The sequence below is a fragment of the Paenibacillus sp. N22P23 genome (assembly GCF_059383735.1).
The window spans coordinates 274,834-297,650 of the sequence record NZ_JBXENT010000005.1 but is presented as its reverse complement, the minus strand read 5'-3'; the positions used below and the strand labels follow the sequence as shown (position 1 = coordinate 297,650).

Sequence of the window (22,817 nt, the reverse complement as noted above, 5' to 3'; positions counted from 1 at the left end):
GAATGACCATGATCGATGCTCATCAGCATTTCTGGCGGGTTTCCCGCGGTGATTATCCATGGATGACGCCGGATTTAAAAGTGCTGAACCGGGATTATTTGCCGGAGGATCTGCGGCTGATTCTGGAGGATAACGGCATTTCGCGGACGATTCTCGTGCAAGCCGCGCCAACGGAGGAAGAAACCGAATTTTTGCTGGAGCTGGCCGAGAAAACCGATTATGTCGCAGGCGTGGTCGGGTGGCTGGACTTGGCGGAGGACGATTTTCCGGAGAAGTTCGCACGGCTACGTGAAAATCCGAAATTGGTTGGCCTTCGTCCGATGCTCCAGGACTTGGAGGATGATGCATGGATATTGAGGCAAGAGGTGCTGAGGCATGTAGAGCTGCTGATCGCGGACGATTTTCCACTCGATTTGCTGGTACATCCCCGTCATCTGCCGCATATCGCGGAACTGTTTAGCCGATATCCTGCGCTGCGAGCCGTGATCGACCATGCTGCCAAGCCGCATATTGCAGAACGAATCATGGAGCCTTGGGGGATTTGGATGGAAGCCATTGCGAAGCACGATAACGTGATGTGCAAGCTGTCCTCTCTGATTACGCAGGCAGACGTGAACCACTGGAAGTTAGAGGACATTGCTCCTTACGTGAATCACGTCATTCGCGTGTTTGGAACGAAAGCTGTCATGTTCGGGAGCGATTGGCCTTATTGCCTGTTGGCAAGCAGCAGCTATGACGAGGTGCTCGAAGTGTTGCGGAACATGCTTCCCTCGAATTTAACAGATGAGGAACTGGCGGATGTGTTCGGGAATAATGCGGCGAGACTATATAAGCTGACGCGCTAGCGCAGGATGAGGGGGATACGATTCATGACCTTCAAAGGTGAGGTTGTTATTGTTACCGGTGGCGGCAGCGGCATCGGTGAAGCGGCGGCAAAACGGTTTGCCGCGGAAGGGGCGAAGGTGATCATTGCCGATATTCAGGCGGAACAGGCGGCTAGGGTAGCCGCCGCAATCCGCCGGGATGGCGGCGAAGCGAGTGATTACCGGACAGACGTTTCCAGCGTGGAGGATATCCGGAAGCTGATGTCGTTTGCTGTGGAGACTTACGGGCGAATCGACGTTCTGTTCAATAATGCCGCGATTCTGATGCCAAAGAGTCTGGACGAGGGAACGGAAGAAGAGTGGGATCGGTTGTGCGGGGTCAATTTAAAAGGCGTGATCTTCTGTACGAAATATGCGCTTCCTGAGCTTCGCAAAACAAAGGGAAGAATCGTGAATATGGCCTCATTGTCAGCGGAAATCGGTCAGCGGAACAATCCGTTCTACCCCGCGACCAAAGGCGGCGTTATCGCGTTTACCAAATCGCTTGCAATCGACTGCGCGATGGATGGTGTGCGAATCAATGCGATTTGCCCGGCTGGCGTATCGACACCGCTTCTGGAGGAATGGTTCAACAAGCACGATAATCCGGATGAGCTGCGCAAATCGATAGACCTGGTCCATATGCTCGGAAGGACGGCAACGGCGGATGAAATCGCAAACGTTGTCCTGTTTCTGGCCGGCGAAGCGTCGTCGTTCATCACCGGACAGGTGATTGACGTGGACGGCGGAGCTTCGCTGGGATATGGTATGGGTCCAAAACCGGAGTGGCTGCAGAATCAGCGATAATGCTTCATGGAATTATGAAAGCGCACACATTTCTAGATAGAGGGAGTTGCGTTTACGTCATGACCATTGCACATCGAAATCGAAGAAAAAGCATTTTTTACGGTTTTCTAGCCTTCATGTTATTAGCCTTTCAAACCACGGTGTTCGTTTATCAGCCTAAACCGGCTGAGGCGGCCGACAATGGCCTGGGCGCTAAGCCGTATATGGGCTGGAGCAGTTACAGTCAACAAGTCATCCATTCTCCCGCATCTTGGCTGACTGCCGAGAACATTATCGCTCAATCCGATGCCATGCATGAGAAGCTGCAGTCGCATGGTTACAACTATATCAACGTCGATGCCGGTTGGAATGGCGGCATCGACGAGTATGGCCGCCCGACGCCGAGCGCGGCAGTATTCCCGAACGGCATGCAGGAGGTCATCGACCATGTACATGCAAACGGTCAGAAATTTGGGTTGTACATTATTCCGGGTTTGGGGCAGGAAGCCTATGATCAGAATTTGCCGATCTACGGCACGGAATGCACAATGAAGGACATCGTTGCACAGCCGCTTCAACAGGCGAACTACTGGGGCTTCGGCTACAAGATCGATTTTTCGAAACCGTGCGCCCAGCGTTACATTGATTCGGTTGCCGATAAGTTCGGGGAATGGGGCGTCGACTTTATCAAGCTGGACAGCGTGATGCCGGGCTCCGGACGATACGATCTGTCGATCGATACGCGCGACAATGTGGCGGCCTGGTCGAAGGCGCTCGCCAAGCACCACATCTGGCTTGAGCTATCGTGGGCGCTTGACATCAACTACGCCGATACGTGGAAAGAATACGCCAACGGCTGGCGCGTGCATTGGGATATCGAATGCTACTGCAGTACGCTGACGAAGTGGGACAACATTTCCAGGCTGTTTCCGACGGCCGCACAGTGGTGGCGGCATGCCGGCCCTGGCGGTTGGAACGATTTCGATTCGCTCAATATCGGTAATGGCACGATTGATGGGTTAACACAAGAGGAGCGCCGAACGGCGATGTCGTTCTTCGCCGTATCCGCGGTACCGCTCTATTCGGGGAACGACTTGACACACCTCGACGATTACGGCTTGCAGCTGCTGACGAACGACGAGGTGATCGCCGTCGATCAGGCTGGCCATCCGGCACGCCCATTGTCCACGGATACGAACCAGCAGGTTTGGTATACCAACAACGGCGACGGGACTTATACGGTCGGCTTGTTCAATCTCGATAACTCCGCCGCCACGATCAATGTCAACTGGGTTGATATCGGCATCGATGGCCCTGCTTCCGTTCGTGACTTGTGGAGCCATTCGGAGCTGGGTATCTATAAATCGGGCTATTCTGCGGTTAATCTGCCCGCGCACGGCTCCAGGCTGTTCAAGGTGACCGTCCAAAGCGGTACATCGTTCGTTAACGACGATGACATTGGCATCCAATATTTAGGGAGCTGGGAGCGCAATAACGGCAACCAATTTCCGGGGTCCGCGCAATCGCTGTTAATCAGCGTGAGCGATTCGAAAGCAGTGAACAGCACGCTAAGCCCGACGTCGGTTCAGTTCGACAAGAAAGCGGAGGCGCAAGCCGACGTGGCCGTGTCATTGACGTTGAACGGGAACACGCTGAACGACATTGCCCGAGGAGGCACGCCGCTAACCAAAGGCATCGATTATACGATCTCCGGCAATACGGTCACAATCAAGAAGGCATACCTTGCCTTGCTTCCAAACGGAAACAGCAATCTGATCTTCTCGTTTTCCGGAGGAGCGATACAGACGCTTGCCGTCATGGTCGGCGATACAACGATTAGGGATAGCAGCGTACTGCCGGCCGTGCTTGATTTCGATAAAGGTGAACAGAACCAAGGAGACGAGACGACCTCCATCGCTCTCAATGGCAACGAGCTTGTTTCCATCGATTATGGCGGCTCGCCGCTAACAGAAGGCGAACAATATACGTACGCCGGGAATGCGGTAACGTTCAAGAAAGCCTTTCTTGAAAAGCTGTCGATCGGCACGAGCGAGTTCAGTTTCGCCTTCAGTGGAGGAGCCGCGCAATCGGTTACCCTCGTCATCAAGGATTCGTCTGTCGGCGGTTCGTTCTCGCTGAATGACGACGATCCGGCGATCATCTATACGGGCACCTGGAATCCGAACACGAACCGGGGGCTCGGGGATTACAAGGACGACATTCACTGGTCCGAGACAACCGGTAATTCCTTTCAATATACGTTCAGCGGTACGGGAATCGAGCTGATCACAGAATTGGATTCGTCCCAAGGGAAAATCGATATTTATGTCGACGATGTTTTGCAGAAGACGGTCAATACGAGCAATACCTCCCGCTCGGCCCATCATGCGGTATTCAGCGTAGCTGGATTGCAACCGAGGCAGCATACCTTGAAAGCGGTGAAGAGAGCCTGGGAAGAAGGTGGCGGCTTCTTCATGCTACTCGATCAATTGCGGGTGACACTGCCAGATTTGGTCAGCCCTGCAGCACTCCGATTTGATAAGAGCGCTCCGACGTCGGATGATATTCAGGCAGCGATCACGTCCGGTTATGAAGTCAACGGCGTCTCCAACGGAGGAACCGCGCTTCAAGAGGGAACCGACTATACGGCTGCTAGCGGTGTGCTGACGATCAAGAAGGCGTATTTGATCGCGCAGCCTGTCGATATGGCCCAGCTTCTCGTCAAATTCGCAGGAGGGGCTGAACAGCAGCTGGCCATCGACGTAACAGACAGCGCGGCTGTGAACAGCACGATCATGCCAGCTATGGCAGGTTTCGATAAGAACGAATCCGCGCAGGCGGATGCTGTAACGACGATGACGCTGAATGGGAACCAATTAAACCGTGTCGTAAACGTTGGAGTGGTTTTAACGGAAGGTATGGATTATACGGTATCCGGCAGCGATGTCACGATCAAAAAAACGTATCTTGCGGGGCAGCCGCTCGGCTTGACGAAGTTGAAATTCGTCTTCGATCACGGCCAAGCCCAGACCTTCGCGATTGATGTCCGGGATACGACCGCACCGAACAGCTCGATCATTCCTAAACTGATCAGCTACGACAAGACGAAAGCGGCGCAGTCCGATGTTTCGACAACGTTGACGTTGAATGGCAACAGCCTCGTCAGCATCACGAATGGCGGAACAGCGCTCGTCGCCGGCAACGACTATACGGTTTCAGGCAATCAAGTGAATTTCAACCGTGCATACTTGGACGGTCTGCCGGCGGGAATGAACAATTTGACGATGACGTTTAGCGCAGGTAAGCCGGCGGCGCTGCCGATCGCCGTCACGGAATCGCTTCGCGGCCGGTATGTAGACGTCAATGATGACGACGCTGGTATTGTGTACGCGGGTACCTGGAATCCGAACACGAACAGGGGACTTGGGGATTACAAGGATGATATCCATTGGTCCGAAACGGCCGGAGATTCCTTCACCTATACCTTTAAGGGCACGGGTATTGATCTCATAACGGAGCTCGACGCCTCTCATGGCGCAATGGACATCTATCTCGACGGCAGATTCGCGCAAACGGTAGACACGTACATTAACACAACGAGAACGACCCATCGAACCGTATACACCGTCGCGGGGTTGCCAGATGGTAAGCACACGATCAAAGCAGTGAAGAAATCGGGACAATTCATGCTGCTGGATCAACTCCGCTATAAAATCACGGATATGATCGGGCCGGACATGGCTTCATTTGACAAATCAAATGCGCATAAGTCCGACGTGACGACCACACTGGGCTTCGACACACGTAATTTGATCGGCATCTCGAACGGCGCTGCCTCGCTCCGGCCTGGTAAAGATTACACCATATCGGGCAATACGGTGAGAATCAAGAAGGCATATCTAGCGCTGCAGCCAGTGGGCATCACATCTCTGAAGTTTTCCATCTTAGGCGACAATCTGGACGATGTGCACGCGACCGCGAACAAAGGCGACGCGTTCGTTTACACATTCAAGGGAAACGGCGTCGACATCATCGCGCCGAAAGCTCCTACACAAGGGGACATGGATGTTTATGTCGATGGCGTATTCCGAAAAACAGTCAGACTGTACAGCGAGAGCCGTTTATCCCGCCAGACCGTCTACACCGTCTCTGGTCTGAAGAACGGTACCCATACCATCAAAGGCGTGATGAAGAACGGCTCGACCATCATCCTTGACGGGCTCCAATTTGACGTACCGACGGTCAGGCCAAATCAGCGATAATAATCCAGGATCCCCTTCGGGGAAGTACGTAAAGGGAAGATGCTGGTAGAAATGTCCGGCATCTTCCCTTTCTGCTTAAGGTAGATTTGCCGGATCATGATGAGAAAGGAGCGTACGCGATGACAGATCCGAAACTATATTTAGCCATAGACAATTGCTTTGCGTCCAAGCGGTGGACCAAACCGGCCGAATGGATGGGCCTGATCCGCAATATGGGCGTCTATTACGCAGAAGCGAGCGCCGATAACGAATGTGATCCACTCTATATGGGAGGGGATTACATACAGCGGTGGATCGATGAAGTGAAGCGAGAGAGCGAGAGAACCGGCGTGCGGATCTCGAACATGTATTCCGGCCACGGCACATATGCGACATTGGGCTTGACCCATCATGATTTTGCTATACGCGAACGGTTCCAGCACCAGTGGATCGAGCCGATGGCAGATATCGCCGCGGAGGTCGGGGCCGGAATCGGCTTTTACTGCCACGCTTTTTCGGACGCCATCCTGCAGAACCCGGCCGCCTACCGCGATACGGAAGCCGATTTGTATGCCAGATTAGCTGAAATCGCTGCCTACTGCCGGGATCGCGGAATCAAGGCGCCCGGCGTGGAACAGATGTATACACCACATCAGATTCCCTGGACGATCGAGGGATCGAAGCGGCTGTTGAAGGAAGTGTATCGCATGTCGCAGGCTCCGTTTTATTTGACCTTAGATACGGGTCATCAGAGTGGACAGCGCAAGTTTCTTCGTCCGGAACGGCAGGCTGTCGCGGAATTGGCGAATGGTTTCCGGAAGAACGAGCGCAAGCGACTGATGTGGTTGGGGCCAAAGACAGCGTATGATAGCTTTCACCTCATGCAGCAATCACCCGAATCGGAACAAAGCCGATTACTGGATCAATTGATGCGGGAAATGGATCGCTATCCGCATCTGTTCGCTGCTGAGACGGACGGCGATACGTACCGTTGGCTGGCGCAATTGGGGTGTTATTCACCGATTGTGCACCTGCAGCAAACAACAGGACTTGCCTCGTCGCATCTGCCGTTTACGGAAGCAAATAATGCAAACGGGATAATCGCCGGAGATCGGTTGCTTAAGGCGATCGGGGAAGCCTACCGGATGCCGGACGTCAAAGAACTTCCGCCCAAATGCGAGGAGATTTACCTAACGCTTGAAATTTTCTCCGGCACCAGCGAGCTGAATGCGGATATTTTGGCGAATATGCAAGAATCCGTTGCTTACTGGAGGCGGTTCATTCCAGTTGACGGTATGCGGCTGAGTGAACTGCTAAATGGATGGAGCCCAACCTGATGCTTTGAAGGATTGGAGGAAGAGAAGATGGAGAATCGATCGACTGTACTTTCCTTTGATTTGGGAGCAAGCAGCGGACGCGCACTGATCGGCGAATTTGCCGCTGGGAAGGATTCAAGTCCAAAGCTGACGATGCACGAAATTCATCGCTTTCCCAATCGAGCAGTCCAAGCAGGCGATCGCCTTCACTGGGATATTTTACGATTGCTTGAGGAAGTGAAAATCGGCATCCGTAAAGCTCATCAATCTGGCTATACTCCCGTTTCGATGGGGATTACCAGCTGGGGCGTGGATTTTGGATTACTTGATGCGAATGGGGAATTACTCGGAAATCCTTATCACTATCGGGATGCGCAGACAGAAGGGATCGTGGCGGAATGCGTCGAACGGATCGGAGAGTGGGAGCTCTATCGGCAAACCGGTCTCCAAAATATGCCGTTCAATACGCTCTTCCAACTCTATGCCATGAAAAAATCCGAGTCTCCTAAACTAGAAATCGCGCATACCTTGCTGATGATTTCCGATTTAATTGCTTACCTTTTGACCGGAGTGAAAACGAGCGAGTTCACGATAGCCTCGACCACACAGCTTTTCCAGCCGACTCAAGGGCAATGGAACGAAGATTTGTTGCGGTGGCTCGGGATTCCGGCAAGCCTATTTCTTGAGCCAATAGCTTCGGGTGCTTCGATCGGAACGCTTTCGAAGCGCGTTTGCGAAGAACTCGATGTTCCTCCACTTAAGCTCGTTGCAGTGGCAGCCCATGATACATCGTCGGCAATCGCCGCGATCCCGGCAGAAGAAGAGGCGTTCATTTTCCTCGTATGCGGGACATGGTCCTTGCTTGGAACGGAGCTTTCTGAGCCGCTTTTGACCCGGGAAGTCATGGAGCTGGCATTCTCCAACGAGGGCGGTATTTGCAGCACGTACGATTTATTAAAGAATATTATGGGACTGTGGATTCTTCAAGAGTGCAAGCGGGAGTGGGAAGAAAGAGGAATTATTGCGGATTATAGCGAGTTGATCGTCCAAGCTGGGGAAGCGACAGCTTTCCGAAGCTTGATTAATCCTGATGATGCCAGGTTCTATACGCCTAACGATATGATCAGCAAAATTCAATCCTATTGCCATGAAACGGGGCAGGAAGTACCAGAGAGCTTTGGAGAAATTACCCGGTGTATTTTGGAGAGCTTAGCATTACGTTATCGACAAACCGTCGAGCAGCTGCAGCAGTTAACCGGTCAATCATTCCCATGTTTGCATATGGTAGCAGGTGGCAGTCAAAACGAACTTCTTTGTCAATTTACAGCGAATGCACTAAACAAACCGGTATGGGCTGGCCCTGTTGAAGCGAGCGCAATTGGAAATATGCTGATGCAGCTCGTTGCGAAAGGCCATTGTGTGGATCGATTTGAAGCGAGGCAGTTAGTAAAGAATTCTTTTCTAATCCAGGAGTATCTTCCTCAAGAAGCCTCTTCGTGGGATATTGCATTTCACACATTTGCAAATCTTTGCGCACGATAGATGATAATGCTTGGGAACCATTGGGACATACGGATACGTATGTTCTTTTTTTGTCTCATTTTTACCGCCTGAGTCGTTTACTTATTGTCTCAACAAAATTTTAAACATAATGAACACGATTTCTTTCCTTGTGCGGCCGAATCGCGATGGTAAAATAGATTAGATATAAATGTGTACATGCAGCTCATGCAATATACCTGCTTTAACGGAGGAGACCCGAATGATCAAGTGGCTGTTTATCAACCGGAGCATACGTACCAAACTCGTCGTGAGCAGCGTGGTCATCTCTCTTATTCCGATGCTCATTCTTTCTTTCCTGTTCTACAGGTCCAGCTCGCTTTCGCTAGAGCGTACCATGGTCAGGAGCGCCGACCAGAACGCCGAATATTTGTCCAATGACTTGGATCAGTTTTTCCGCAGCTTCTCTTCGTCTGCCTTGCAGGTCTACGGCTTCAACCAATTGGTCAATTTGATGCGAAACGGTGCCAACTATAATAATGCAGATATCTTTCAAACCAAAGATGCGCTCGACAACTACTATCGTCTCGTTCAGAGCAAGAACAAAGATGTGATCAAGATCATGATGTACGGCCAGGACAATAAGCTGAGGGATTCTTGGTCAAGAGCAGCCAGCTACGATTCGATTCGGCTCGATGATTCCGTCCCCCACGCAGATCAATTGCTGGATTTACCGTTTCAGCATGCCCTAATGTTCACCTATTTGGACAAGGAGCAGGGAGAGCGGTTCTTCGTTTATGCCATCACCATCTATGATCCTTTCTATCGAAATAAATACGGCACGTTAGTTTTCTATACGAGGATGAGAGATTTCGTGAAGCAGATCGAAACTTACAATCGCTCCCCGAACACTATCGTCCTTCAGAACGATAAAGGCGAAACCTTTTATCGCACGAACAATCAATTCAGTGAAGCGGTCAAGACCTACATGCGTTCCGATAACTTTGCCTCTTACGGCAAGCGCGAGCTTCAATTCACGGACCACCGTCAAGCATTGATCAGCACTTCTGCGCTTGATAATGGGAATGTCGGGCTAACGCTTCTATACTCGAGCAGCGAGCTCGTACAGAACCGTAAAAATACGCTGTGGCTGACGGTTGGAGCTTTTGCCCTCGTTATGCTCGTAATAGCATTATTTTCATTTATGTCGCAGCAGTTTATTACGCGGCCTGTTCAGTCGCTAAGCAAGGCCATGCGGGCTGTCCGTAAAGGGGATTTCCATGTGACGCTTAAGCCGAGTCCGTGGCGCGACGATCTGTCCGAATTGACAAGAAACTTTAATTTCATGACAAACAAGATTCAAGAATTGATCGAGCAGGAATATCAGCTGCTTATTCGCAATAAGGAAGCGCAAATCATGGCGCTGCAAATGCAAATCAATCCGCACTTTCTTTACAATACCCTTCAAACGATTGGAGGCAAAGCCGTATTAATCGGGGAATATGACATCCATGAAATGTGCAGAGCGCTAGGTGATCTGTTCCGTTACAGTTTCTACGAAGGGAATAGCGAGTCTACAATCGGTCTGGAAATGGTCCACCTGAAAAATTATTTATATATTCAGCAGCTTCGTTTCGAAGAATCGCTCGTAACGGAGTTCGAGGTGGAGCATTCGCTGCTTGACTGCAGCGTCATCCGGTTTGTCCTGCAACCGATTGTAGAGAATGCGATTGTTCATGTACTGGGTAAAACCCAGGACAGACAGCTTCATCTGCAAATAACAGCGGTGCAGCAATCGGAACGGGTCATCATTAAGGTGCAGGATAACGGTCCTGGTATAGATGCCGAGCAGCTGGCTAGGCTTAGAGCGGTTCTGGAGCATAAAAACACCGAAGTATTCAGCGGCATATCGATCGGTTTGAAAAACGTGAACGAGAGAATTCGCATGTATTACGGATCTGACTTTGGGCTTAGAATCGAAAGCAATGAAGGCGAAGGTACGGAAGTTACGGTAACGATCCCCTACAGGAATAGAGGTATGCAGCATGTATAAGGTTATGGTAGTGGATGATGAGCCGTGGAGCCGTAAATCGATCAGTAAAATGATCAGTGAGCTTGCTCTGGAAGTCGAGGTAATCGCGGAAGCGAGGCATGGTGAAGAAGCACTAGCGCTTATCCCGATCAGACGGCCGCATATCGTTGTGACGGATATGAATATGCCGGTATTGGACGGCCAACAATTTTTGGAAGCGCTTCATGAACGGTTCGGCGATATCAAGGTAATCGTGATTAGCGGTTATTCTCAGTTCGAATATATGAAGGCGGCTGTCACGTATCAAGCATGCGAATATGTGTTAAAGCCAGTATCCGTTACGGATCTCGAGCATGCATTCAAAAAGGCGATCCAAGCCTGTAACACGTACATGAGCATTCAGCAGCAAATGCGGTTCAATCAGGAGGTTCGGCATCTCAAGCGGGAGACATTTCTGCAAACCGTTACAAGCCATCGGATTACGAATACGGCGGATATACAGCGGGAGGCAGGAGAGCTCGGCATTGCCGTGGACGGCGGTTATCGGGTTGCGGTGTGCATGTTTCGGCAGTTCAGCGAGGTGTCCCGAACGAAATTTCACGGTAACGCAGATCTGTTCTTGTTCAGTCTGGAAAATATTTTGTTCGAAGTGATGAGGGAGGACAAGCTGCATGTCTATAAATCCGATGACCGTACTCGTATTTGCTTGCTCTTCCCGGCTGTTTCCTATGAGGAACAACGGGTTCAGCAGCTACTGAATGAATATCATGAAGCTGTCAGTAAAATGCTGCTCGTCGGCGTGGTAGCTGGGCTTAGCCGTACTTATACAAAGCTCGAAGAGCTTCCTGCCGCGTATCAAGGGGCTATCGATGCGCTCCGAAATAATCGCCTGCTGGGGGAGTCATTCGCATTCTCATCGTCTGAAAGCCCGGGAGCGGTACAGCCAGTTGAGCTGCTAGGCTCCTTCGATTTGAAATCGATGAGGCAAGCGATCGGAGCCAATAATGCGAAAGACTTCAAGCGGCTGCTGAACGATTACTGCGAGAAGGTAGGCAGGCAGCCCAATGTCACCATTCGCCAGATCCAACGCGATTTGAGGCAGATTATAGAGTTATCCCTTTCCGAATTGAAGGGGATTGAGGCAACGCAGTCCGTATTGCTCGACGCTGACGAAGTGTCCCGAATTTTGGATGTAAAGGAGCTGCAGACGTTCCTCAGCCTGCTTATTCAAGCCATAGAAACCTATTGTGCCAGCGCCGGTGAGGCGGAGAATGTTCGCTCGGTTCGCGAAATCGCTCTGTTCCTGGACGAGCATTATTTTGAGGATTTCAGTCTCATCGACGTCGCGACGCGGTTCCATATGGATGCCGCGTATTTGAGCAAGCTGTTCAAGAGCATCACGCGCGAGAACTTCACCGAATATGTCACGCGCAAACGAATGGAGAAGGCTTGCGAGCTGTTGAAATCGTCTGAATGCAAAATCAACGAAATATCCGAGCTGGTCGGTTATGAGAATCAGCGTTATTTTAGCCAGGTATTCAAGCGATTTACCGGGCAGACGCCTTCCGAATACCGGGATGGAACGATTGGAGCAACAACGGAAATAACAAAAAATTGAACATTGCAAACACAAATTAATTCATTACGTGAAAAGCAGCCGACCGATAAGATAGACTCATGGACGAAACAACGTCCTCAGACAATACACGAAAAGGGGACTGGAAAATGAAAAAGAGTTTGGTCGGTCTGAGTGCCATCATCGCAATGCTTTCTCTTGCGGCATGCGGTAACTCGAACAATGATGCGTCGTCTTCCGAGAATACATCTTCAACTGCAGCTTCAAATTCGAATACAACTTCAACGGAGAACACGTCCAATGCTGCTTCAAACACAGCTTCAAACAACGCATCGTCGTCTAATGCATCGGAAGCGAGCACGGAACCGGTAACGATTTCGTTCATGCACTTCAAGAGCGACGTGACGGACGGCATTCAGAAAATCGTTGATCAGTTCGAAGCGGCTAATCCGAACATTAAAGTCGATGTTCAGCCCGTGAAATATGACGACTATTACACCATTCTGAAAACGAAATTGGCAGGCGGAGACATCCTGGACGTGTACACGTTGAATGCCGGCGCGCAAGCGAAATTGTTTGTAGACGGCGGTTACGTGGAGGATTTGACCGGGCAGGAGTTCCTGAACAACTTCGATGCGAACGTGCTGACATCGCAGGCAACGGACGGGAAGAACTATATTATGCCGCTGAACGCCGGGCCGATTGCCGTATTCTATAACAAGAATATCTACAATGAATTGAATCTTACCGTGCCAAGAACGTTCGACGCCATGATCGAGAATGCGAAGAAGATTAAAGAAGCGGGCAAAACGCCGTTCGCGCTCGGTTGGAAGGATGGCTGGCCGCTCGGTATGTGGATCGGCCGCGATTTGCCGAGTAATACGGCGCTTGCTGTGAACCAGCCGGACTTCTTCGATAAGCTGGAGACGGGCGGCTCCAAATTCGCTGACAATCCGGCGATGCAAACAACGCTTGATCATGCCCAGCAAATTTTCGATCTCGGCAACAAGGACCAGCTCGGTCTCGGTTACAACGATGTCGTCGACCTATTCGCCAAAGGCGATGTCGGCATGATGTACATGGGCACTTGGCCGCTTGCGGATATTCAGAAGAAGAATCCGGACTTGTACAATACCGGCATCGGGTACTTCCCGTATCCATTCAGCAATGACGAAAGCTTGAATAAATTAGAGTTTAACCCGGATGCATCGCTTGCGCTCGGCAGCAAATCCCAGCACAAAGACGCGGCGATGAAATTCCTTGCTTTCATGGCGAGCAAAGAAGGCGGAGACGCTTGGGTTAAGAATACGAACACGCTGAGCTACGTAAAAGGCGCAACGACCGACATCGCGCCTGCGTTGAACGATCTGCAGCCTTACTTCGATAATGGCCAACTGTACAACTCGCAAGCATACATGTCGAAAACAACGATCGATTGGACCGGTCAGCTTATCCAACATCTACAAAAAATGTTCTTTAAGAAAGAAACGCCGGAACAAGTCATTTCCGCACTGGATGACTGGGTGTCCAAGAACCATAAATAAATAATTGTATTCAAGATGACGGCATAGGCGGCGCCTATGCCGTTACCTATCGGAAAGGAAATCGTCTATGAATAGCTTAAAGCGATCGATCCGCAGCGAGATGTGGTATGTGCTGTTTATACTCCCGGGGTTGTGTCTGTTTGCGTTTGCGGTGATCGTCCCGTTAGTCATTGGCGCGAAATATTCGTTCACGGATTGGGACGGGGTCGCACCTACCGCGAAGTATATTGGATGGGATAACTACGCGCAGGCATTGCGCGATCCTGACCTGTGGGCGGCGCTTCGCAACACGTTCAAGTACGCGATACTGGTAACGCTGCTTGTGAATCTCGTGTCGCTGCTGCTTGCCGTATTGCTCGACTCTTATTTGAAATTCAGAAAGGTGTTCCGCACGATCTTCTTCCTGCCCGTTGCGATCTCCACGGTGCTGTCGGCTTATATTTGGAGCTACAACTACAGTAACGGTCTGCCAAAGCTGCTCAGCTATTTCGGCGTCGATATGACAAGCCCGCTCGGCAACCCGGATCATGCGATGACCGCGCTCATCGTCATCTCGCTATGGCAAGGGATCGGCTCACCGATGATCATTTATATCGCCGGTTTGCAGGGCATTCCGGGAGAGCTGACCGAAAGCGCTCGGATCGACGGCGCTGGAGCATTCGGCGCTTTCCGTCATATTACGCTGCCACTGCTTGCACCTTCGATCACGATTAATTTGCTGCTCGTGCTGACAGGCTCGCTTAAAGTGTTCGATCTCGTCTTCTTGACAACCGGCGGCGGTCCGGCTTTCTCGACGCAGGTGATCTCGACGTTTATTTATAACGTATCCTTCAATTCCGCTAAAGCAGGGTACGGTACAGCGTTGTCAATGCTGTTCTTCCTCATTCTCGTCATTGTCACCATCGTGCAGCTGGCTATTTTTAGAAGACGGGAGGTGGATATGTAATGAAACTGACGCATGGGATCGTCCTTACACTGATTGCCTTGCTGGCGCTCATTTTCGTTTTTCCGCTGTACGTCGCACTGCTCATGGCGCTGAAATCCGCGAAGGAAACATTCGACTCCTTCTACGCGCTGCCGTCGTCCTTGCATCTTGATAATTTCGTGCATGCATGGAAAACGTCGAAATATCCGTCCGCGATCCGAAACAGTCTGTGGGTAAACCTCATTTCCGTGGCGCTGATCATATTCGTGTCCGCGCTTGCTGGATACTCTATCGCACGGCGGAATAAACCCATCTATAAATTCATCTACGTACTGTTTCTTTCCGGGCTGATGGTTCCATTCCAGGTCATCATGCTTCCGCTGTATAAGATGGGCAAGATGGCCCATATGATCGATACCCACTGGGGAATCGCTTTGATTTACGGCGGTTTCGGTGTTCAGATGGGGGTGCTGTTCTATGCGGGCTTCATCCGCGGCATTTCGCTTGAGATCGAGGAAGCGGCGCGGATAGACGGTTGTTCGACACCGGGCATATTTGCCCGAATCGTACTTCCGCTGCTCAAGCCGGTCACCGCTACCGTCGTCGTGCTGAATGCGCTGTATATTTGGAACGACTTCCTGCTCCCGTTACTGTATCTGCAGGATAAAGCATATCGCACGATTCCGCTGCAGCAGTATTACTTCTTCGGACAGTACAGCAGTGACTTGAATTTGGCATTCGCTTATGCCGTCATGGGGCTTATTCCGATTATCGTGTTCTTCCTGTTCATGCAGAAATTTATTATTAAAGGCATTGCAGCAGGAGCTATCAAAGGATAAAGAAGATTCATCAATTTGGGAGGGACGCACAGAATGAAACGAAGCTTTCAAGGATTGTTCGTTTTGCTGCTCATATTTACGATGATTGGACCTATTAACGTTGCGGAGGCTAAACCTACGAAAGTATCTGTAGGACAGACGGGCTCTGTCGTAACCGCTGACAACGGATCGATTTCGCTCACGTACGATTTGTCGACGGGGCGCGGCAGCTTCAAGCAAGGCAGTACAATGTTGATCTCGAATTTCTATTCCGACTATGAGCTGTACGGGACAACCTCCCGCATTCATTCCTACGATCCCGGTAAGCGTTCGGCGAAGTGGGAGGCAATCGGCAATGACGGATATGGCAAGCATGGCGAGCGAATTACGATCAAGAGCGTGCTCGATTCAGGCTCGACCATCACGCTGCGGCTGACGATGTACGAGGACCAGCCTTATTTTCTGTCCGACATGACGGTGAGCAGTGCGGCAAGCCAAACGATTGACGTGCTGGAGCCGATTGCATCCGACAATCTGGATATCGGTTCGGGCACGGACAAACGGATCTATACGACGCCTTATACGAATAACTATGATTTCGGCGTAGCGCCTATCGACAATTTCGGCAAGAGCCAGAACGGTTACGATCGCCCCTACGGCGTAGAGGATCAGTGGAGCGCGTTTAACGGAACAAGCTACTGGGTCGCGGCGGTATTTGACAATGCGGCGAAGAATGGCATCATAGCCGGAGCGGCCACAACGAAAGCTTGGAAAAGCATGCAGCATCTGGGCCAGGCGGCAACACCGAACGGCCCGCTGAGTGGCTTCTCCGTCTACAATGCCGGCGGACAGCAGAGCGGTACTTCAGTGTCGTCGGATGCCTTCTTTATTGGGTATTTCGATGATTATGAGACGGGCCTCGAGACTTTCGGACAAGCCTATGCCGTCCAGGAGCCGATGCTGCAGTGGAAAGGCGACGTACCGAGGGGCTACAACACTTGGTACAACTTTTACAGCCAGTACGCCACAGCCGACGCGATGTATGCAATGACGGATTACTTCGTCGCGCATCTGAAGTCGCTTGGCTACAATTATATGAATTTGGACGCCAGCTATCAGGGAGTCAAAGGGCAGGAGCACATCCAGAATTTGAAGGATTACGTTACTTATGTACATAGCAAAGGGATGAAAGCCGGCTCTTATGAAGCGCCATTTGCGATCTGGAATAAGCTGACCGATCTTGTACCTACTACGAGCTATACGTTCGGCGATATCGCACTGAAGGATACGAACGGCAATCCGATTATGTCCTATCTGAATACGCCGATTGTCGATGCGACGCATCAGGGCGGACAGGCGTATTTGAAATGGCTGATGAACACCAATCAAGTCGAGCCGGGCTTCGACTACGTCAAACTCGACTTTCTAGAACTCGGCATGTACGAAGGCAGCTTCTATGATAAGAGCAAGAACGGGATACAGGCCTACCGAATCGGAATGAAGGTCATGCGCGATGCACTGCTCGGCGCGCGGCAGAAGATCTTCATCGACGAATCGATCGCGCCGCTGCTGCCTTCGGGGTATGCCCATGGCAGAAGAACCGGCTGCGACACGTCCATCGGCCTCAATGACGGCGCCGGCATTCATTATTCCGGCATTGAGCGCCAAGCGTTCAATGCGGCTGCATCGTGGTGGAGCAATGACACGTTGTACGCCTTTAACGATGCGGACATGTCGATGCCCGAAAATATCGTGCAAGGCGTTTACGGAAAAAATACGCTGAATCAAGCAACGCTGCTCACGACTGCGATCGTGATGGGCGGCGGTCATTTGCTGCTTGGCGACGATGTTCCGTTCATCTCGGAGGACCGGATGAAGACGCTCGTCATGAACAAGGAACTGCTGGACGTTGCAGACTTAGGCAAAGCGGCAAGACCGCTTAGCATGACGAACTTCTATTTGAAAGGCGAGCATTCGCCGGAGGCCCTGTATCTGAACGATAAGAATGGCGACGTCATCGTCGGCATTTCCAATTGGGATATGAACAACAGCAAGCCGGTCGTTATTCCCTTCAAGGATCTGCATCTCAGCGCGGACAAGGCGTACACGCTCTCCGAGTTGTACAGCCAGACGACGCTTGGATCGTTTACCGGCAGCTATTCACGCACGCTAAGACCCGGCGAATCCGTTATGATTCGCATCTCAGGTAAGGGCTCACGCAGCAACCCGGGAGCACCCGTCAACTTGGCGCTCGGCACAGGGGTAACAGCTTCGGCATCCTCATCCTACGGGGCAGGCTACGAAGCCTCGAACGTGATTGACGGCAATCTATCAACCCGTTGGAGCGCAGGCTGGCCTGCGAATAATGATTTCAGCAACCAGTGGCTCGAGATCAATTTCGGCGCACCGACGAGCGTCAACCGTGTCGTTGTCAGTGAGTACGGTTACGATAAGCAGGAATATGAAACCTGGAATTATGCGCTCCAGTATTGGGATGACGCTACATCGCAATATGTCGACCTGACCAAAGGGCTGACGCTTGGAGACCGGAGAGAGCTGGACTTCAAGACGGTCACGACTTCGAAAATCAGGCTTTATATGAAGTCCAGCCACTGGCTTGGCTCCGTCAATGAAATCGAAGCGTACAACATTCCGGGCAATACCGGTTCCGTCATTGCGCAGGACGACAGCAACGGATCGTTCTGGAGCTATTCGGACATCCGCGGGCAAACGCAGCGGATGCAAACTTTCACGCTGACGAGCGAATCTCTGCCTAAGATGGACGTGTATTATTACGAAAGCTATGTTAGCAAAGTGCCGGAAGACAATCTGTATATCGACATCGTGGAACTCGATACCAACATGAAGCCGGTGAAGAAGCTGTTTACCGCGGCCGTTCCGCCTTACAATCTCATGAGCTCCCCACAGCCGTACTCGATTTACCCGAGGCTGAGCGGGCTCGATACGACGAAGAAGTACGGATTTATTCTGCGGTCGCCGAATTCGCTGGACGACGGGTCCACCGACAACAAATACGGCTTCGCCTATAGCGGTGACGTTTATGCCGGCGGGAGCGCTCAGTATTCCGGAGACGGCGGGCAAACCTGGTCACCTCAGCCGGATACGGATTTGATTTTCACGATCTATAAATAAACTATTACACCTAAGAGGAGTGATCGCTGTGCCGATCGGCTATTTGGAAGATGCCCGTATTTTCACCATTCGCACCGCACGGTCATCCTATCTGTTCGGCATCAACGACAGCGGAACTGTGCAGCATCTCTATTGGGGGTCCCCGGTTCATGCCGGGGATTGCGCTGACTTGCTTAGAGCAAAGCATCATAGCTCCTTCGATGCTGCCGTAGACCGCGAAACGGAAGAGTACGGGGGCTGGGGCGGTTTCTTGTACGCGGAGCCGGCATTAAAAGCAACTTTCAGCGATGGCGTGCGCGATCTGTTGCTGAAGTTCAACGGCTACTCGATCGACAAGCCTGAGGAGCTGGTCGTTCATTTGGCGGATGATTACTACGCCCTGAAAGTGAATCTGCATTACAACGTGTATCCCGAATTTGATCTGATCGAGCGATACATCACGATAACGAACGGTGAGACGTCTTCCGTGCGCATCGAGCAAGTCATGTCTGCCGTCTGGTCGCTGCTTGCCCTCCCCGCATACCGGTTGACGCATGTCACGGGACGGTGGGCAGGAGAGTATCAATTGAGGACGAATGTGCTGTCCGAGGGGAAGAAAGTACTGGAGTCCAGAAGAGGCTTTACGGGTCCGCACGCTAACCCCTGGTTTGCGATCGACGACGGGACTGCCAGCGAAACGAACGGCAATGTGTGGTTTGGCGCGCTCGGCTGGAGCGGCAATTGGAAAATCATTGCAGAAAAAACGACGTTCGGACACCTCAGGGTAACCGGCGGAATCAATGATTTCGACGGCAGCTTCACGCTTGCGCCGGGCGAATCCTTTACGTCCCCCGTCTTTACGGGCGGTTTTTCCGAGAACGGCTTTGGCGAGATGAGCCGTAAGCTTCACCGCTATCAGAAAGCAGCGATCCTTCCGGGCTCACGCGAGCGAAAGGTGCTCTACAATTCGTGGGAAGCAACTGAATTCGCGGTAAACGTGCAGGATCAGAAAGCATTGGCGCGCAAAGCGGCGTCAATCGGCGTCGAGCTGTTCGTCGTCGACGATGGCTGGTTTGGCGCTCGGAGCAGCGACCGAGCAGGACTTGGTGATTGGCAGGTGAATCCGCAGAAGTTCCCGAACGGCTTAAACGAGTTGATCGACGAGGTCAAATCGCTTGGCATGGATTTCGGGATCTGGGTAGAGCCCGAATCGGTGAATCCGGACAGTGATTTGTACCGCGCGCATCCGGAATGGGTCTATCAATTCCCGACGCGTGCCGGCTCTCAGCTTCGGAATCAATTGCTGCTGAACCTCGGGCTTCCGGAAGTCAAACAGTTTGTCCTCCATTTTATGACGGATTTGCTCGATACCTATGATATTTCCTTCATTAAATGGGATATGAACCGAACGGTAACCGAGCCGGGAATTGCAGATGAGCGGCAGCAAAGGGAGCATTCGGACTGGATTCGCCACGTGAACAACCTTTATGAAATATGGGGAGAGCTCCGCAGGCGGTTCCCGAACGTCGAGTTCGAGACATGCGCCGGCGGCGGAGCACGAATCGACCTGGGCATATTGCGTTATGCGGATCAAGCATGGATCAGCGATAATACGGACGCGCTCGATCGATTGGATATTCAAGAAGGCTTCACCTACGCATATGACCCGTCTGTCATGATGTGCTGGGTCACGGAGTCCCCTCACGGTATGAATGGTAGAAGGCTTCCGCTTTCCTTCCGGTTTCATAGCGCCATGATGGGTGGTCTCGGCATAGGTGCGAACATCGACCGCTGGTCAGAAGAAGAACTGGCCGAAGCGAAGGACTATGTGGAGCAGTATAAACGAATCCGATCGATTACGATGCATGGCGATTTATATCGCTTGTCGTCATTACGGCATTCGAACATTGCGGCATGCCAGTACGTTGCCAGAGACGGGCAAGAATCCGTTGTGTTTGCTTTCCAGAATGCGCAGCATTTTGGCGCTTGGGAACGCCGGCTTGCTCTGCATGGCCTTGATCCGGATGCCTTGTATGAGGTCGATGCCGGAGACGGCCGAACGGTTGCGCTTCATGGCAGCTTCCTGTTGCGTATTGGCGTGGCATTAGGATTCTCTGGCGATTGCCAGAGCCGAATGATTCACTTAAAGCGAATTCAGTAGTGGAGAAGATGACCGATGAAAACAAGCGGTACGCAAATCTACGAAAGCAGCTATAGAGGATTCCTCTCGCTCGTAGCCGAAAATGAATCCATTCGAGTTGAAACCATACCTGAGCTCGGGGGTAAGCTCGTCTCACTTCTCTATAAACCTACGGGGAAGGAATGGCTGCTTGATGCGGGGGACCGATCTTTGCAGAAGCTGGCTTACGGATCGCCTTTCTGCGATGGAGATATGAGCGGATGGGACGAATGCTTTCCGACCATAGATGCCTGCGCAGCGGGGGAGGATGGCAGTCAGAACCTGCCCGATCATGGCGAGGTATGGGCACTTCCATGGCAGGCGGAGCTAAGCGTAGATGCGGTCGTTTGCTCAGTACAGGGGCGGCAGCTTCCTTACCGGCTGACGAGGACGCTGTCACTTCCTGGCGAGCGACACCTTCGGCTTAACTACACTGCTGAGCATATCGGCGGAGCACCGTTTTCTTTTCTATGGGCTGCGCATCCCCAGTTTGCCGTGAATGAGCCGACAAGAATTCTTACGCCAGCATCGGTGCGAGAGATGATTTGCGTTTACGGCAAGGCGGATCGCGATTTCATGATCCCCGATGTTTGGGCTTATGGACCCGAAACGACAGGCGAGGGCACCAAATTTTATTATAAGGGGTCTATTCCAGAGGGCTGGTCAGGTCTGCTTGGCATGAACAGTCAAACCTATATGATCGTTTCCGTTCCGAAGGACGCCGTACCCCACTTAGGAGTCTGGATCGACCAAGGTAAATTCAACGATCGGACTACCATTGCATTGGAGCCAGGCATTGGCTACTACGACTCGTTGGAGCGGGCTGAGCGCAATGGCACGGCAGTCCGTTTGCTAGCTGGCGAAAGTTATAACTGGTCTTTCGACATCCTGCTTGGACATGGGGAGTGGCACCAATAAGAAGATAAACAGCCCCGGATGATCATTCATCCGGGGTTTTCTTGCACAGGTTAGCCTTTAGGAATTTTTCGATATTCGGTAGGTGAGTAGCCCATGAGCTTCTTGAATAGGCGGGAGAAATAATAGGGGTCGGCAAGACCGACGGAGACGGCGATCTCTCGCACGGTTAAGTCCGTTAAATCCAGCATACTCGCGGCATGCTGCATCTTCAGGCGAAGGAAATAATCAATAGGTGAAAAACCGGTTTCCTTATTGAAGAGGTGAATCAAATGCTGCGTCGAAATGCCGGCGGATCTGGCAAGTTCGGGGAGCCGAACGGTAGTCCCCACGTGTTCATTCATATACCGCATCGCTTTCTCCAGATACTGGTCCCGTTTATGGTCTTGGCTTGCATGCATGAGTTCTTGGCCAACGCCGCTCAATACCCATCGGATGGTCTGCGAGACGTAAACGTGAGAGTGAATCGAATAGGGTCTGTCCGAAATGATCGCAAGCGATTGCTCGATGTTGGAGACGAATTCTGCAACAATCGAGTGAGGGAGAGGAACGGCCTTATGTTCGAGCCCATACAGTTGGGTCAATTCTCGAGCGTGGTCTCCCTTCAAATGGAACCAATAAATACTCCAGGGTTCTTGTTCGGAAGCCCAGTAGCGGTGAGGCATGCCAGCCGGAATCACGACAAGGCTGCCCGGCCCGATGTCGAGCGGCTCTCCGCCGTTTATTTCCACTTTCCCATGACCGTCGATGCAATAGATGAAGATATGGGCGTCCGTGCCTTCCGTCCGCTCCCTGTAGTGGTGCTTGGCACGCGGAAAAAAACCAATATCGCTAACGAACAGTTGCCGGGTCAGCTCGGTTCCGGCAAGCTCACGCTGCATATATTCCGGAAGGACGAAAAGACGTTGTTCTCGAAAACCTTCCATTTTTTTCGTAGCGTTAATAGGATCAAATCCTCTCGTTTCTCAGGGGTGCTTATTACTGCTATTG

The 22,817-nt window shown here is 51.7% G+C and carries 14 protein-coding genes; 13 read left to right on the top strand and 1 reads right to left on the bottom strand.

What is annotated here, in order from left to right:
- Window positions 1-8: 8 nt before the first annotated feature.
- From AC506A_RS21470 to AC506A_RS21410, 13 genes are all read left to right on the top strand, one after another.
- Window positions 9-845: an amidohydrolase family protein gene (locus tag AC506A_RS21470; RefSeq protein ID WP_495463051.1), complete on the top strand. Its 837-nt coding sequence runs from the start codon at window positions 9-11 to the stop codon at window positions 843-845.
- A gap of 24 nt (window positions 846-869) precedes the next feature.
- Window positions 870-1,670 carry an SDR family NAD(P)-dependent oxidoreductase gene (locus AC506A_RS21465; RefSeq protein WP_495463050.1) on the top strand — a complete coding sequence of 267 codons (801 nt, stop codon included), beginning with the start codon at window positions 870-872 and terminating at the stop codon, window positions 1,668-1,670.
- Between the two features lie 59 nt (window positions 1,671-1,729).
- On the top strand, window positions 1,730-5,911 hold the full coding sequence (locus tag AC506A_RS21460) for a X2-like carbohydrate binding domain-containing protein (RefSeq protein ID WP_495463049.1): 4,182 nt from the start codon (window positions 1,730-1,732) through the stop codon (window positions 5,909-5,911).
- Window positions 5,912-6,030: 119 nt separating this feature from the next.
- Window positions 6,031-7,227, top strand: coding sequence for a TIM barrel protein (locus tag AC506A_RS21455; protein ID WP_495463048.1), 1,197 nt, complete (start codon window positions 6,031-6,033; stop codon window positions 7,225-7,227).
- Window positions 7,228-7,254: 27 nt separating this feature from the next.
- Window positions 7,255-8,748 (top strand): rhamnulokinase, encoded by a 1,494-nt coding sequence (locus AC506A_RS21450; protein ID WP_495463047.1) that lies wholly within the window; start codon window positions 7,255-7,257, stop codon window positions 8,746-8,748.
- 220 nt (window positions 8,749-8,968) lie between these two features.
- Entirely contained in the window at window positions 8,969-10,759 is a 1,791-nt protein-coding gene (locus tag AC506A_RS21445; protein ID WP_495463046.1) for a sensor histidine kinase, read from the top strand.
- Entirely contained in the window at window positions 10,752-12,356 is a 1,605-nt protein-coding gene (locus AC506A_RS21440; protein WP_495463045.1) for a response regulator, read from the top strand. Before AC506A_RS21445 ends, AC506A_RS21440 begins: the two co-directional genes overlap by 8 nt.
- Before the next feature lie 107 nt (window positions 12,357-12,463).
- A complete protein-coding gene (locus tag AC506A_RS21435) occupies window positions 12,464-13,858 on the top strand; it encodes an ABC transporter substrate-binding protein (RefSeq protein ID WP_495463044.1) in 1,395 nt (464 codons plus the stop codon).
- A gap of 67 nt (window positions 13,859-13,925) precedes the next feature.
- Window positions 13,926-14,804: a carbohydrate ABC transporter permease gene (locus AC506A_RS21430; RefSeq protein WP_495463043.1), complete on the top strand. Its 879-nt coding sequence runs from the start codon at window positions 13,926-13,928 to the stop codon at window positions 14,802-14,804.
- Entirely contained in the window at window positions 14,804-15,622 is an 819-nt protein-coding gene (locus AC506A_RS21425) for a carbohydrate ABC transporter permease (RefSeq protein WP_495463042.1), read from the top strand. Before AC506A_RS21430 ends, AC506A_RS21425 begins: the two co-directional genes overlap by 1 nt.
- Before the next feature lie 33 nt (window positions 15,623-15,655).
- Window positions 15,656-18,754, top strand: a complete 3,099-nt coding sequence (locus AC506A_RS21420) for a discoidin domain-containing protein (RefSeq protein ID WP_495463041.1) — start codon at window positions 15,656-15,658, stop codon at window positions 18,752-18,754.
- A gap of 28 nt (window positions 18,755-18,782) precedes the next feature.
- Window positions 18,783-20,894 carry an alpha-galactosidase gene (locus AC506A_RS21415; protein WP_495463040.1) on the top strand — a complete coding sequence of 704 codons (2,112 nt, stop codon included), beginning with the start codon at window positions 18,783-18,785 and terminating at the stop codon, window positions 20,892-20,894.
- Window positions 20,895-20,909: 15 nt separating this feature from the next.
- The gene (locus AC506A_RS21410) at window positions 20,910-21,830 is read left to right on the top strand and encodes an aldose epimerase family protein (protein ID WP_495463039.1); all 921 of its coding nucleotides are present in this window, start codon (window positions 20,910-20,912) and stop codon (window positions 21,828-21,830) included.
- Between the two features lie 50 nt (window positions 21,831-21,880).
- On the opposite strand, the gene AC506A_RS21405 is transcribed toward AC506A_RS21410, so the two are convergent.
- On the bottom strand, window positions 21,881-22,753 hold the full coding sequence (locus AC506A_RS21405) for a helix-turn-helix domain-containing protein (RefSeq protein ID WP_495463038.1): 873 nt from the start codon (window positions 22,751-22,753) through the stop codon (window positions 21,881-21,883).
- Window positions 22,754-22,817: the final 64 nt, after the last annotated feature.